This window comes from Rubellimicrobium mesophilum DSM 19309 (genome assembly GCF_000600335.2).
Classification (GTDB): domain Bacteria; phylum Pseudomonadota; class Alphaproteobacteria; order Rhodobacterales; family Rhodobacteraceae; genus Rubellimicrobium; species Rubellimicrobium mesophilum.
This window is the reverse complement of record NZ_KK088604.1, coordinates 13,584-26,521: the sequence shown is the minus strand read 5'-3', so window position 1 is coordinate 26,521 and position 12,938 is coordinate 13,584. Positions and strand designations below refer to the sequence as shown.

The window sequence follows — 12,938 nt, the reverse complement described above, 5'->3', positions numbered from 1 at the left end:
CTGCCGGTTGTCGCCCGGCCTTGTCCACCCGATTGCCAGTTGAATCCGGGCAATGGTAGGACGGATTCGTGAAACTTGCGGAAACGGTGACTTTCGGGGGCTCGGCCCTCGACCGGGCGGCGGAGCTCCGGGGCGACGCGGTGGCGCTTGGGCGGCTCGCGGCGCGGCCGGGCGCGCGCGTCGTGTGGCTGCGCGGGGGGGAGCCACTGGTCGAGGGGCCGGAGGAGGCGCCGCGCCTGGCCCGCACGCCGCTCGCCGAGGCGCCGGGGACGGAGCCCGTGTTCCTGGGCCGCGAGGACGGGGAGGGGGTCTGGGCCGCCATCGCCCCGGGCGAGGAGATGGCCGCGGGAGGCCGGCGCTGGGTCGAGCTGCGCGGCGTCATGGCGGGGCTCTCGCCCCGGGACGCGGAGCTGGCGGTCACGGCCAAGGCGGTGCTGGGCTGGCATCTGGGCCACGGCTTCTGCGCCGTCTGCGGCACCCGGAGCAACGTCGCCATGGCCGGTTGGCGGCGGGACTGCCCGAACTGCAAGTCGCAGCACTTCCCGCGCACGGACCCGGTGGTCATCATGCTCATCACGCGGGGGAACGACGTGCTGCTGGGCCGCTCGCCGGGCTGGCCCGAGGGGATGCACTCGCTGCTCGCCGGGTTCATGGAGCCCGGGGAGACGGTCGAGGCCGCCGTGCGCCGCGAGGTCTGGGAGGAGGCGGGCGTGCGGGTGGGCCGCGTGGACTACCTCGCGAGCCAGCCCTGGCCGTTTCCGGCCTCGCTGATGCTGGGTTGCCGGGGCGAGGCGCTGTCGGGCGGGATCACCTTGGACCCGAACGAGCTGGAGGCGGCGCTGTGGGTCCCGCGCGAGAGGCTGATGCGCGTCTTCCTCGGGCAGGACGCGCAGATTCGCGCGCCGAGGGTGGGGGCCATCGCGGGGTTCCTGATGCGGAAGTGGCTGGAGGACCGGCTGGACTAGGGGAGCCGGGATTCGGCACGTTTCCCTTCGTCGACGGGCCGATTCCGTGTAGGATGACGCACACGCTGCCCTCGCGGGAGGAGCCGGACCATGTCGCACGACGCCACGGGCGCGATCCCTGTCGGGCCGCACGTCGGAGAGGGCCGGGCCGGGGTTGCGCCCCCCACGCTCCTGAAGGGCGTGACCTGCATCGATGACCTGCGGGAGCTGGCCCGCCGGCGGGTGCCGCGCGCCTTCTTCGGCTACGCCAACACGGGGTCCTACTCGCTCTCGACGCTGCGAGCCAACCGCGAGGACATGGGCCGCATCCGCTTCCGCCAGCGGGTGCTGCGGGACGTCTCGCGCCGCGACACCGCCACGATGATGCTGGGCGAGCACGTGGCGCTGCCTGTTGCGCTCGCGCCCATCGGCATCGGCGGCATGCAGCACGGCGACGGCGAGATCCTGGCCTGCCGGGCGGCTCAGGCCGCGGGCGTACCCTACACGCTGGGCACGCTGGCGATCTGCTCGATCGAGGACGTGGCGGCGGCGGTGGAGAAGCCCTTCTGGTTCCAGCTCTATGTCATGAAGGACCGGGGCTTCGCGCGGTCGCTGGTGGAGCGCGCCCTTGTCGCACGGTGCAGCGCGCTGGTGCTGACGGTGGACCTCCAGGTGGCGGGGCAGCGACACCTCGACATCAAGAACGGGCTCAGCGTCCCGCCCTCGCTGAAGCTCGGGAACCTCGTGGACATGGCGCGGCGGCCTCTCTGGGCCTATGGCATCCTGAAGGGGCGCCGTCGGACCTTCGGCAACCTCGCCGGGCACCTCTCGGGCGAGGAGCGGCTGAAGGCCTTGGCGGAGTGGATCGCCCATCAGTTCGACCCGACGCTGAGCTGGGCCGACGTGGACTGGCTGCGGTCCATCTGGCCGGGCAAGCTCATCATCAAGGGAATCCTCGACACCGAGGATGCGCGGCTCGCGGCGCAGGCGGGCGCCGACGCCATCGTCGTCTCGAACCATGGTGGGCGGCAGCTCGACGGGGCGCCCTCCTCGATCTCGGCCCTGCCGCGCATCGTCGAGGCGGTGGGGTCCGACGTCGAGGTGCTCTTTGACGGCGGCATCCGATCGGGGCAGGACGTGATGCGGGCGCTGGCGCTGGGGGCCAGGGGTTGCCTGATCGGGCGGGCCTATATCTACGGGCTGGGCGCGGGTGGGCAGGCCGGGGTGGCCACCGCCATCGAGATCATCCGCCGCGAGCTCGACGTCACCATGGCGCTCTGCGGCGTCAACCGCATCGAGGAGATCGACCGCACCGTGCTGGCCGAGCCGTAGGGCCCCTCAGCCCTCGTGACGCAACCGCGCCGCCGGAAAGACGCCCATGAGGTGCAGCTTGTCGGAGAAGTAGTCGAGCTCCTCCAGCGCGCGGAAGAGGGGCGGGTCCTCGGGGTGGCCCTCGACCTCGGCGTAGAACTGGGTCGCGGAGAAGCGGCCGCCGACCATGTACGACTCCAGCTTGGTCATGTTGACGCCGTTGGTGGCGAAGCCGCCCAGCGCCTTGTAGAGCGCGGCGGGGATGTTGCGGACGCGGAAGACAAAGCTCGTCATCATGCCCTTGCCGCCGCGCCGGGAATGGTCGGCCTCGCGCGACATGACGAGGAAGCGGGTGGTGTTGCCCTCGTGGTCCTCCACGTGGCGGGCGAGGACCTCGAGGCCGTAGACCTCGGCGGCGATCTCGGGGCGAGGGAGCCTTCGGCAGGGTCGCCCAGCCGCGCGACCTCGCGGGCGCCGGCGGCGTTGTCGGACCAGGCCAGGGTCTGGAGGCCGTGGGCCCGGACGAAGCCGCGCGCCTGCCCCAGGAGGATCGACATGCCGCGCACCCGGCGCAGGTCGGGGAGGCGCGCCCCCGGACGCCCAGCACCGCGATGTGGACGCGAAGGAAATGCTCGTCGACGATGTGCAGCCCGCTCTCGGGGAGGAGCTGGTGGACGTCGGCCACGCGACCGTAGGTCGAGTTCTCGATGGCGATCATGCCGAGCTCGGCCCGGCCGTCGCGCACGGCCTCGATGGCGTCCTCGAAAGTCGGGCAGGGGAGGGGGTCGTGGTCGGGGCGCGCCTCGAGGCAGGCCTGGTGGCCATAGGCGCCGACCTCTCCCTGGAAGGTGATGCGCGGCACGGGGGAGCCTCCTTCTCGCAGCGGGGACGCGGCGGCGGTGCCATGCCGCTCGCCGCTCGCCGGGTCGTGCGGCGCCTACACCTTGCGGAGGTCGGCGGGAAGCGGATACATGGCGCGCGACAAAGGCTCCTGGGACAAGACGCGACATGTTCGACACGATGACCCTTACCAAGATCGTGGGAGGCTTCTGCGGCGCCTTCCTCGTCTTCCTCCTGGGCGGCTACGCGGCCGAGGCCATCTACACGGAGCCCGAGCACCACGGCGAAGGCGAGGAGGTGCAGGCCTACGTCATCCCCGTCGAGGGAGCCGAGAGCACGGCCGCGCCGGAGCAGACCCCCGAGGAGGCCGCCGCCGAGTTCCAGACGGCCTTCGCCGCCGCCGACCCCGCTGCGGGCGAGGGCGAGTTCCGTCCCTGCGCCGCCTGCCACAGCCTCGCGGAGGGCGACAACCGCACGGGCCCGTCGCTCTTCGGCGTGGTGGGACGGCCGGTGGACTCGGTGCCGGGCTACGACTACTCGGGCGCGCTCACGCAGGCGGCCGAGGTCTGGGACCCCGAGCACCTGAGCCACTACCTGCTCAACCCCAAGGCCGCCGCGCCGGGGACCAAGATGAACTTCAACGGCATCAAGGACGTGCAGGACCGCGCCAACCTGATCGCCTACCTCGCCACCAACCCGGGCGGCTGAGCCGACGCCGGCCGGAGGCCATCGGGGCCGCGTCCCATGCGGGGGCGCGGCCCTTTTTCGTGGGACGGCGCGGGCGGCGGACCTCACGGCCGGCCCACGGGCCCATCACGCACAATAAACTTGAATCCCCCCGCCGCCCGCCCACTATGGCGGGGCATATGCCACAGAGGCCGTCCGCGCGGCCCGAGAGAGGAGTCGCCATGCCCCAGGCCCGGACCCTTGCCCTGACGCGAAGCCTGCCCTCGCCGCGCCTGGGGCTGAGCTTCCTGGCGCTGGCCGGCGTCCTCTGGGCCTGGGAGGCGCGGGCGCAGGAGGCGGCGGCCGGCACGGAGCCCGCGACGGCCGAGGGGACGCAGGTCGCGGCGGCGACGGCGGCCGACCAGCCCGCCCCGGACCAGCAGACGACCGTCTCGCACGGCTACAACTTCTTCGGCGACCTCAAGTACCCGGCCGACTTCGCGCATTACGACTACGTCAACCCCGACGCGCCCAAGGGCGGCGAGATCTCGATCTGGGCGCAGGGGACCTTCGACAACATGAACCCCTACGCCACCAAGGAGGGGAACCCCGGGGCGCTGTCCTCGGTCGGCTACGAATCCATCATGGAGGCCCCGGCCGACGAGGTCGGCTCGCTCTACTGCCTGCTCTGCGAGACCATCGAGTATCCCGCCGACCGGTCCTGGGTCATATTCCACCTGCGCCCGGGCGTCACCTTCTCGGACGGGACGCCCATGACCGCCGAGGACGTGGCCTTCAGCCACGACCTGCTCATCACCCAGGGCACCGAGTCCTTCCGCTACGTGGTCAGCAAGATGATCCCGACCGTCGAGGTCATCGACCCGCTCACCGTCAGGTTCGACTTCAGCCCCGACTTCTCGCCGCAGGACACGATCCCGCAGGCGGCGGCCACGCCCGTCTTCTCCAAGGCCTGGTACGACAGGACCGGCGCCCGTCTGGACGAGAGCCGCTTCGACATCTCGCCCGGGACCGGGCCCTACGTGCTGGACAGCTACGACCAGAACCGGCGCATCACCTACCGGCGCAACCCGGACTACTGGGGCCAGGACCTGCCCATCAACGTGGGGCGCAACAACTTCGACCGCATCCGCGTCGAATACTTCTCGGACCCGACGGCGGCCATGGAGGCCTTCAAGGCCGGCGAATACACCTTCCGGCTCGAGAACTCCTCGCTGCAATGGGCGACGGCCTACGACTTCCCGGCGCTCGACCAGGGCTACGTCGTGCGCGAGACGCTGGACGATGGCTCGCTGCCGGGGGCCTCGGGCTTCATCTTCAACATGACGCGGGAGAAGCTGCAGGACCGCCGCGTGCGGCAGGCCCTGGCGCTGATGTACAACTTCACCTGGACCAACGAGACGTTGCAATACGGCCTCTTCGAGCAGCGCGCGAGCTTCTGGCAGGGGACGGACCTGGCGGCGCAGGGAGTCCCCGGGGGGCGCGAGCTGGAGCTGCTCCAGAGCGTCGCCGACAAGCTGCCGCCCGAGATCCTGACCGAGCCCGTGACCATGCCGCACGAGAGCGGGGAGCGGCAGCTCGACCGGGGCAACCTGCGCAAGGCGCTGGCGCTCCTGGAGGAGGCGGGCTGGGTCACGGGGAACGACGGCCTCCTGCGCAACGACGCCGGCGAGACGCTGCAGGTCGAGTTCCTGAGCTCGAACCCCTCCTTCGACCGCATCCTGCTGCCCTACGTGGACAACCTGAAGACGCTAGGGGTGGACGCGACCTACACCCGGGTCGATGACGCGCAGTACACCGAGCGCACCAACAACTTCGACTTCGACATGATCTACGACGGCTACGTCAACAGCCTGGAGGAGGGGGAGTCGCTGGGCCAGCGCTACGGCTCGTCGGGGGTGGGCGACATCTTCAACCCGGCCAGCTATTCGAACCCCGCCGTGGACGCGCTGATCCCCTACGTCGCCAAGGCCACCACCCGCGAGGAGATGGCGGCGGGCGTGCGCGCCATCGACCGCATCCTGCGCTACGACCTCTTCGAGGTGCCGACCTGGTTCAAGGCCAACCACTGGGTCGCCTACTGGGACATGTACGACCACCCCGAGACGATCCCGCCCTACTCGCTGGGCTACCTCGACTTCTGGTGGTACGACGAGGCCGGGGCGAAGCGCCTGCACGACGCCGGCGCGCTGCGCTGACCCCTCCATGAGCGAGTCCTAGGCCCGATGGGCGCGTATCTCCTCCGCCGTCTCCTCCTCGTGATCCCGACGCTGCTCGGGATCATGATCATCAACTTCGTCCTGGTGCAGTTCGTCCCCGGCGGCCCGATCGAGCAGATCATCGCCGAGGTCGAGGGCGGCGGGGACGTGTTCCAGAACATCGCCGGGGGCGGGGGCGACGCCGAGGTCGCGACCGGAGGGCAGGAGACCGGCTATGTCGGCGCCCGTGGCCTGCCGCCCGAGTTCATCGCCGAGCTGGAGAAGCAGTTCGGCTTCGACAAGCCGCCGCTGGAGCGGTTCCTGCACATGATGTGGGACTACATGCGCTTCGACTTCGGCGAGTCGTGGTTCCGGTCCGAGAGCGTGGTGAACCTGGTGCTGGAGAAGATGCCGGTGTCGATCACGCTGGGCCTCTGGTCCACGCTGATCGCCTATGTCGTGTCGATCCCGCTCGGCATCCGCAAGGCGGTGCGGGACGGCTCCTCCTTCGACACCTGGACCTCGGGCGCGATCATCGTGGGCTACGCGATCCCGGGGTTCCTCTTCGCGATCCTGCTGATCGTGCTCTTCGCCGGGGGGAGCTACTGGCGCATCTTCCCGCTCCGGGGGCTCACCTCGGACAACTGGGAGGACCTGAGCATGGTGGGCAAGGCGCTGGACTACTTCTGGCACATCACGCTGCCGGTCTTCGCCTCGACCATCTCGGCCTTCGCGACGCTGACCCTGCTGACCAAGAACAGCTTCCTCGAGGAAGTGAAGAAGCAATACGTGATGACCGCCCGCGCCAAGGGGCTGACCGAGGGCCGGGTGCTCTACGGCCACGTCTTCCGCAACGCCATGCTGATCGTGATCGCGGGCTTCCCCGGCCTCTTCATCGGCGTGTTCTTCGGGGGAAGCCTCATCATCGAGACGCTGTTCTCGCTCGACGGGCTGGGGCGGCTGGGCTTCGAGGCGGCGGTGGCGCGGGACTATCCCATCGTCTTCGGGACGCTCTTCGCCTTCTCGCTCCTGGGGCTCATCATCGGGATCATCTCGGACCTGACCTATGTCCTCGTCGATCCGCGGATCGACTTCGAGAGCCGGGGCTGAGCCATGGCCTACCAGCCCACCCCCGAGCCGCCGATGATCCCGGAGCCCATGCCGGGCGCCGTCCCTGCGCCGGTCGAGCCGCTGCGCGACCCCCTGGGCACCCCCCTGCCGGAGCGGCGCAAGCCCTGGCTCTCGCCCCTGAACCAGAGGCGCTGGCGCAACTTCCGCCGCAACGGGCGCGCCTACTGGTCGCTCATCGTCTTCTCGATCCTCTTCGTGGCCTCGCTGTTCGCGGAGTTCATCGCCAACGACAAGCCGATCCTGCTGAGCTACCGGGGCGAGCTCAGGATGCCGATCTTCTCCTTCTACTCGGAGCGGGATTTCGGCGGCGACTTCCCCTCGGAGGCGGCCTACTCGGACATCGAGGTGCAGTGCCTGATCGAGACCGGGGGCCTCGTGGACTGCTTCGACGACCCGGAGGGGCTGATCGAGCAGGCGAAGGCGGGGACGATCCAGGACCCGGAGTTCCAGAAGGGCTGGATGGCTTGGCCGATCATCCCCTACAGCTACGACACCATCGTGGACGTGCGGGGCGTCGCGCCCTCGCCGCCCGACCGGCACAACTGGCTCGGCACCGACGACACCAAGCGCGACGTGCTGGCTCGGGTGATCTACGGGTTCCGCCTGTCGGTCGTCTTCGCGCTGATCGTCACGGCGGCGGCCTCGCTGATCGGGATCACGGCCGGGGCGCTGCAGGGCTTCTTCGGCGGCTGGGTGGACCTGATCTTCCAGCGGATCATCGAGATCTGGTCGGGGACGCCCTCGCTCTATGTCATCATCATCGTCTTCGCGATCCTCGGGCGCAGCTTCTGGCTGCTCGTGGGGCTCACGATCCTCTTCGGCTGGCCGGCGCTGGTGGGCGTGGTGCGGGCCGAGTTCCTGCGGGCGCGCAACTTCGAATACGTGCGGGCGGCGCGGGCGCTGGGGTCCGGAACGGCACGATCATGTTCCGGCACCTGCTGCCCAACGCCATGGTCGCCACCGTGACGATGCTGCCCTTCCTCGTGACCGGGGCCATCGGGACGCTCGCCGGGCTCGACTTCCTGGGCTACGGGCTGCCCTCCTCGGCGCCGTCGCTGGGGGAGCTGTCCTTGCAGGCCAAGCAGAACCTGCAGGCGCCCTGGCTCGGCTTCACGGCCTTCTTCACCTTCGCGATCATGCTGGCGCTCCTCGTGTTCATCTTCGAGGGCGTGCGGGACGCCTTCGACCCGAGAAAGACGTTCCGATGAGCGGGCCGCCGTCCGAGCCGATCCTCCGCGTCCGCGACCTCCATGTGCGCTTCGCGCAGGACGGCGGCGTCGTCCATGCCGTCAAGGGCGTGAGCTTCACCGTCAACAAGGGCGAGACCGTCGCCCTGGTGGGCGAGTCGGGCTCGGGCAAGTCGGTGACGGCGCTCTCGACCGTGCAGCTTCTGGGCGAGAACGCGCGGGCCGAGGGGTCGGTGACCTACATGGGCCGCGAGATGGTCGGCGCGCCGGAGCGGGAGCTGCGGCGGGTGCGCGGCAACGACATCAGCTTCATCTTCCAGGAGCCGATGACCTCGCTGAACCCGCTGCACACCATCGAGCGGCAGCTCGGCGAATCGCTAGCGCTCCACCAGGGGCTTTCGGGGGCAGCGGCGCGGGCGCGCATCCTCGAGCTTCTGACCCGTGTCGGCATCCGCAACCCGGAGCAGCGGCTCGGGGCCTATCCGCACCAGCTCTCGGGCGGGCAGCGGCAGCGGGTGATGATCGCCATGGCGCTGGCGAACGGGCCGGAGCTGCTGGTGGCGGACGAGCCCACGACCGCGCTCGACGTGACGATCCAGGCGCAGATCCTCGACCTCCTGGCCGAGCTGAAGCGGGACGAGGGGCTGGCGATGCTCTTCATCACGCATGACCTCGGCATCGTCAGGAAGATCGCCGACCGGGTTTGCGTCATGCAGGGCGGGCAGATCGTGGAGCAGGGCCCCGCGCGCGAGATCTTCGCGAATCCGCAGCATCCCTACACGCGGAAGCTGCTGGCCGCCGAGCAGACGGGGGTGCCCGTGCCGGTGCCCGCGAGCGCCGAGACGGTGGCGGAGACGAAGAACCTGCGCATCTGGTTCCCGATCCAGCGGGGCCTCCTTCGGCGCACGGTAGGGCACGTCAAGGCGGTGAACGACGCCACGCTGAGCGTGCGTGCGGGCGAGACCATCGGGATCGTGGGCGAATCGGGGTCGGGGAAGACAACCCTGGCTCTGGCCATCATGCGGCTGCTGCCCGCGACCTCGGGGCGGATCGTGTTCCTCGGGCGCGACATCGAGCGGCTGGGGCAGGGGGAGATGCGGCCCCTGCGGCGCGAGATGCAGATCGTCTTCCAGGACCCCTTCGGGTCGCTGAGCCCCCGCATGACGGTGGGCGAGATCATCGCCGAAGGGCTGGGCGTCCACGGCGTCGAGCCCGGGCGCGACCGGCGCGAGATGGTGGCCGAGACGATGCGGGAGGTGGGCCTCGACCCCGCCACGATGGACCGCTACCCGCACGAGTTCTCGGGCGGGCAGAGGCAGCGGATCGCCATCGCGCGGGCGCTGATCCTGAAGCCCCGCCTCATGGTGCTGGACGAGCCGACGAGCGCGCTCGACATGACGGTGCAGGTGCAGATCGTGCAGCTCCTCCGTGGGCTGCAGCAGAGGCACGGGCTGGCGTTCCTGTTCATCAGCCACGACCTGAAGGTGATTCGGGCGATGGCGCACCGGGTGCTGGTGATGAAGGACGGGGACGTGGTGGAGGCCGGGCCGGCGGCCGAGGTCTTCGGGGCGCCCAGGACCGACTACACGCGGACGCTGATGGCGGCGGCCTTTCCGACCGCGCAGGCGGCGGAGTAGGGGGCCAGTCGCCTGTCAGGTTCAGGGGCGCGCGCCGTATGGTGGGCTTCGGCCCGCCATGCTCCGCTGGAGAGCCGTCCGTTCTTGGTCAGGATCGCGTGGCGGGCTGAAGCCCGCCCTGCGCCGATCCGGATCACGCGTCCCGCTCCAAGACTACGAAAGAAAGGGGGCCGCGTGGCCCCCTCCCTCTAGTCCATGCTGTCGGAGGAGGCTTACTCCTCCGTGCCCACCATGAAGCATTGGGTGCCGCGCGACTGGAGGCGGCGGCAGGCGAGGTCGGCCTCGTCGCGGGTCAGGCCCATGACGTTGGCGTCGAAGCCGCCCGAGCGCTGGACCACGCGGCGGAGGCCGTCGCCGAGCGTCGTGGGCTCGGAGAGGGCGACGCGGATCAGCTCGCGCTCGGCGGAGTCGCGGGAGGGGAACTTGCCCAGGTTGATGCCCCAGAGCGAGCCGCCGGAGGTGGAGAGGCGGGTGACGACCTCGGGCTCGGGCGTCCACCGATCGGGCGGCGCCGGGGCGTCGGATGGCGGCGGCGGTCATGATGATCTCGGTCGGGACCTCCTCCTTGGCGGGGCCAGGGCCTCGGCCAGGGTGTCCTCGATGTCCTTCTCGGGGACCTCTGCGGCGAAGGCCACGACCGTGGAGCCGGGGCGGGGCATGGGGCGCAGCGAGGTCTCGACCAGGCCGCTGACGCGGCCGAGGTCCTGCGGCGCCTCGGCGACGGCGACCTGCGCGGGCTCGCCGGCCGGCGGGACGACGGCGACCGGCGGGTCGGTCATCACGATCTCCGCATGGGCGGGGGCCTTGGAGAAGCCGATGTCGAGGAGATGCGCCACGCGGGCGTTGCGGTCGGCGGTCGAGGTGCCGCCGAAGACGGTGGCGATGATCCGCACCTCGCCCCGCTGGGCCGAGGCCACGAGGTTGTAGCCCGCGCCGTTGGTGAAGCCGGTCTTGATGCCGTCGGCGCCTTCGTAGGAATCGAGGAAGCGGCGGTTGGTGCTGCTGACCTGCGCGATGCCCGCGTCCGCCGTGCGGCGGGAGAAGAGGTTGTAGTACTGCGGGAAGTCGTAGACGAGGTGGCGGCCGAGGATGCTCATGTCCCGCGCGGTGGACAGGTGCTGCGGGTTGTCGAGGCCGTTGGGGTTCATGAAGTGGGTGCCGGTCATGCCCATGGCGGCGGCCATGGCGTTCATGCGGGCGGCGAACCCTTCCCTGGAGCCGCCGATGGCATAGCCGATGGCCATGGCGGCGTCGTTGGCGGACTTCACGGCGGCGGCGCGCAGCAGGTAGCGCAGGCGGATCGTCTGCCCTTCGCGGAGGCCCAGGCGCGAGGGCGGCTCGTCGGCGGCATCGGCGGCGATGCGCACCTCGGTGTCGAGGCTGATCTCGCCCTGCTGGATCGCCTGGAAGGCGAGGTAGAGCGTCATCATCTTCGTCAGCGAGGCCGGATGCAGCGGCGTCTCGGCGTTCTCGGAGTAGAAGATCTGCCCCGTCCGCGCGTCCATGACGAAGGCCGCGTAAGGCGCCGCCTTGGCCGCGGCGGCTCCGAGGATGTTCACGATCAGAATGATTGCCAGCCAGGCTGACAGCCCGAAACGCCTGCCCATAGTCACTGCCCCTTTGTCGCCCCGGGGACGGATACATGCCCGCCCACCTCGTGTCGGAGAGACGCTAGCACGGCTCGGCGCGTCGAAAAAGCGTCTTGCACAAATCCGTTACAGTCGGATCGTCATGTTCCACGCTAACTCTGGGGTCCGATCCCAAGGGCCCCTACGATAGATTGGGGCGACCCGAGGGCAGGACCGGTTCCCAAGCGCGAAGCAGAAAATCGGCTGTGGCTCGGCTGCATCACCCTGCGGGACTCAGCATCCCGATGAGGGCGGGGAGCTCGCCCAGGGAGGGAATCTCCCGGAATCGGGGATGCCCCAGGGGGGCGTCGGCGGCCTCCAGCTCCCAGGTGAGGCCGTGGGGGATGTGGACGCCCCAGGCGCCGGCGGCGAGGGCGGGGATCACGTCGGACTTGAGCGAGTTGCCGACCATCATCGCGTGGCGGCCGCCGTGGCGCGCGAAGACCCGGAGGTAGGTCGCGGGGGTCTTGTCGCTGACGATCTCGACCGCGTCGAAGAGGTCGCCCAGGCCGCTCGCCGCGAGCTTCTGCTCCTGGTGGAGGAGGTCGCCCTTGGTGATGAGGACGACCTCGCCCAGCTCGGACGCCGCCTCGACCGCCTCGCGGGCATGGGGGAGGAGTTCGATGGGGTGGGCCAGCATCTCGCGGCCCATGGCGAGGATCTCGCTGACGGTGCCGCCGGGGACGCGCCCCTCGGTCGCCTCCACGGCGGTCTCGATCATGGAGAGGACGAAGCCCTTGATCCCGAAGCCGTAAAAGGCCGAGGTTGCGGCGCTCGGCGTCCAGCAGCCGGGCCTTGAGGCCGGGGCCTTCCATGTGGTCGGAGAGGAGGGCGAGGAAGCGCTCCTCGGTGGCGCGGAAGAAGCGCTCGTTGTGCCAGAGCGTGTCGTCCGCGTCGAAGCCGATGGTCCAGGAGCGCACTCTCGCCGCCTCGCGTCTTTTCTTGGCCGGATGGGGGCCTTATATTCGTCGGACACGGAATTCCAAACCTTGAAGGCGTCAGGTCACCCAGGATGACGGGTCAAGCTCACATCATGGCCGACCGCCCCGGACGGGACAAGGACGGCGGCACCGGCGTCAAGCTCGAGACGCGCACCAAGACGCAGCGGCCACCGCTCTACAAGGTGCTGATCCTCAACGACGACTACACGCCGATGGAGTTCGTCGTCCATGTGCTGGAGCGCTTCTTCGGCCTGAGCCATGCCCAGGCCTTCGACCTGATGCTGACCGTCCACAAGAAGGGCCTCGCGGTGGTCGGGGTCTACTCGTACGAGATCGCGGAGACCAAGGTCGCGCTGGTGATGGACTTCGCCCAGCGGCACCAGCATCCGCTGCAATGCACCATGGAGAAGGAGTGCAGGCCGGGGGCCGCTCCGTAG

At 70.0% G+C, this 12,938-nt stretch carries 9 protein-coding genes and 3 pseudogenes; 8 read left to right on the top strand and 4 right to left on the bottom strand.

The annotated features are described in order from the left end of the window. Positions 1–68: 68 nt before the first annotated feature. Positions 69–965 carry an NAD(+) diphosphatase gene (gene nudC / locus RUMESO_RS18490; RefSeq protein ID WP_037282211.1) on the top strand — a complete coding sequence of 299 codons (897 nt, stop codon included), beginning with the start codon at positions 69–71 and terminating at the stop codon, positions 963–965. 171 nt (positions 966–1,136) lie between these two features. Further along, on the top strand, positions 1,137–2,276 hold the full coding sequence (locus RUMESO_RS18485; protein WP_037282461.1) for an alpha-hydroxy acid oxidase: 1,140 nt from the start codon (positions 1,137–1,139) through the stop codon (positions 2,274–2,276). Between the two features lie 6 nt (positions 2,277–2,282). Here RUMESO_RS18485 and RUMESO_RS18480 read toward each other — a convergent pair. Then, positions 2,283–3,117, bottom strand: a pseudogene (locus tag RUMESO_RS18480) (prephenate dehydratase). 146 nt (positions 3,118–3,263) lie between these two features. On the opposite strand from RUMESO_RS18480, the gene RUMESO_RS18475 reads away from it, so the two are divergent. The 5 genes and pseudogenes from RUMESO_RS18475 to RUMESO_RS18455 all read left to right on the top strand — a co-directional run bounded on the left by RUMESO_RS18475 (position 3,264) and on the right by RUMESO_RS18455 (position 9,932). Next, entirely contained in the window at positions 3,264–3,803 is a 540-nt protein-coding gene (locus tag RUMESO_RS18475; protein WP_037282209.1) for a c-type cytochrome, read from the top strand. A 200-nt stretch (positions 3,804–4,003) separates the two neighbouring features. After that, complete coding sequence (locus RUMESO_RS18470; RefSeq protein WP_082484292.1) at positions 4,004–5,977, top strand: extracellular solute-binding protein; 1,974 nt, start codon at positions 4,004–4,006, stop codon at positions 5,975–5,977. A gap of 27 nt (positions 5,978–6,004) precedes the next feature. Then, positions 6,005–7,087 carry a microcin C ABC transporter permease YejB gene (locus RUMESO_RS18465; protein WP_037282206.1) on the top strand — a complete coding sequence of 361 codons (1,083 nt, stop codon included), beginning with the start codon at positions 6,005–6,007 and terminating at the stop codon, positions 7,085–7,087. 3 nt (positions 7,088–7,090) lie between these two features. Beyond that, a pseudogene (locus tag RUMESO_RS18460) lies at positions 7,091–8,316 on the top strand (ABC transporter permease). Next, positions 8,313–9,932: an ABC transporter ATP-binding protein gene (locus RUMESO_RS18455; RefSeq protein WP_037282205.1), complete on the top strand. Its 1,620-nt coding sequence runs from the start codon at positions 8,313–8,315 to the stop codon at positions 9,930–9,932. Before RUMESO_RS18460 ends, RUMESO_RS18455 begins: the two are co-directional and overlap by 4 nt. A 212-nt stretch (positions 9,933–10,144) precedes the next feature. On the opposite strand, the gene RUMESO_RS28645 is transcribed toward RUMESO_RS18455, so the two are convergent. From RUMESO_RS28645 to RUMESO_RS18445, 3 genes and pseudogenes are all read right to left on the bottom strand, one after another. Beyond that, positions 10,145–10,270: a hypothetical protein gene (locus RUMESO_RS28645; protein ID WP_425414927.1), complete on the bottom strand. Its 126-nt coding sequence runs from the start codon at positions 10,268–10,270 to the stop codon at positions 10,145–10,147. A gap of 198 nt (positions 10,271–10,468) precedes the next feature. Next, positions 10,469–11,539: a D-alanyl-D-alanine carboxypeptidase family protein gene (locus RUMESO_RS18450; protein WP_425414926.1), complete on the bottom strand. Its 1,071-nt coding sequence runs from the start codon at positions 11,537–11,539 to the stop codon at positions 10,469–10,471. A gap of 241 nt (positions 11,540–11,780) precedes the next feature. Beyond that, positions 11,781–12,480, bottom strand: a pseudogene (locus tag RUMESO_RS18445) (HAD family hydrolase). 113 nt (positions 12,481–12,593) lie between these two features. Here RUMESO_RS18445 and clpS point away from each other — a divergent pair. Further along, positions 12,594–12,938 (top strand): ATP-dependent Clp protease adapter ClpS, encoded by a 345-nt coding sequence (clpS, locus tag RUMESO_RS18440; protein ID WP_156363023.1) that lies wholly within the window; start codon positions 12,594–12,596, stop codon positions 12,936–12,938.

Bases quoted from the DNA above. Each gene is read 5' to 3' on its own strand.
- RUMESO_RS18475 (WP_037282209.1), top strand. From the start codon at position 3,264: ATGTTCGACACGATGACCCTTACCAAGATCGTGGGAGGCTTCTGCGGC.
- RUMESO_RS18470 (WP_082484292.1), top strand. From the start codon at position 4,004: ATGCCCCAGGCCCGGACCCTTGCCCTGACGCGAAGCCTGCCCTCGCCG.
- RUMESO_RS18465 (WP_037282206.1), top strand. From the start codon at position 6,005: ATGGGCGCGTATCTCCTCCGCCGTCTCCTCCTCGTGATCCCGACGCTG.
- RUMESO_RS18455 (WP_037282205.1), top strand. From the start codon at position 8,313: ATGAGCGGGCCGCCGTCCGAGCCGATCCTCCGCGTCCGCGACCTCCAT.
- RUMESO_RS18450 (WP_425414926.1), bottom strand. From the start codon at position 11,539: ATGGGCAGGCGTTTCGGGCTGTCAGCCTGGCTGGCAATCATTCTGATC.
- clpS (WP_156363023.1), top strand. From the start codon at position 12,594: ATGGCCGACCGCCCCGGACGGGACAAGGACGGCGGCACCGGCGTCAAG.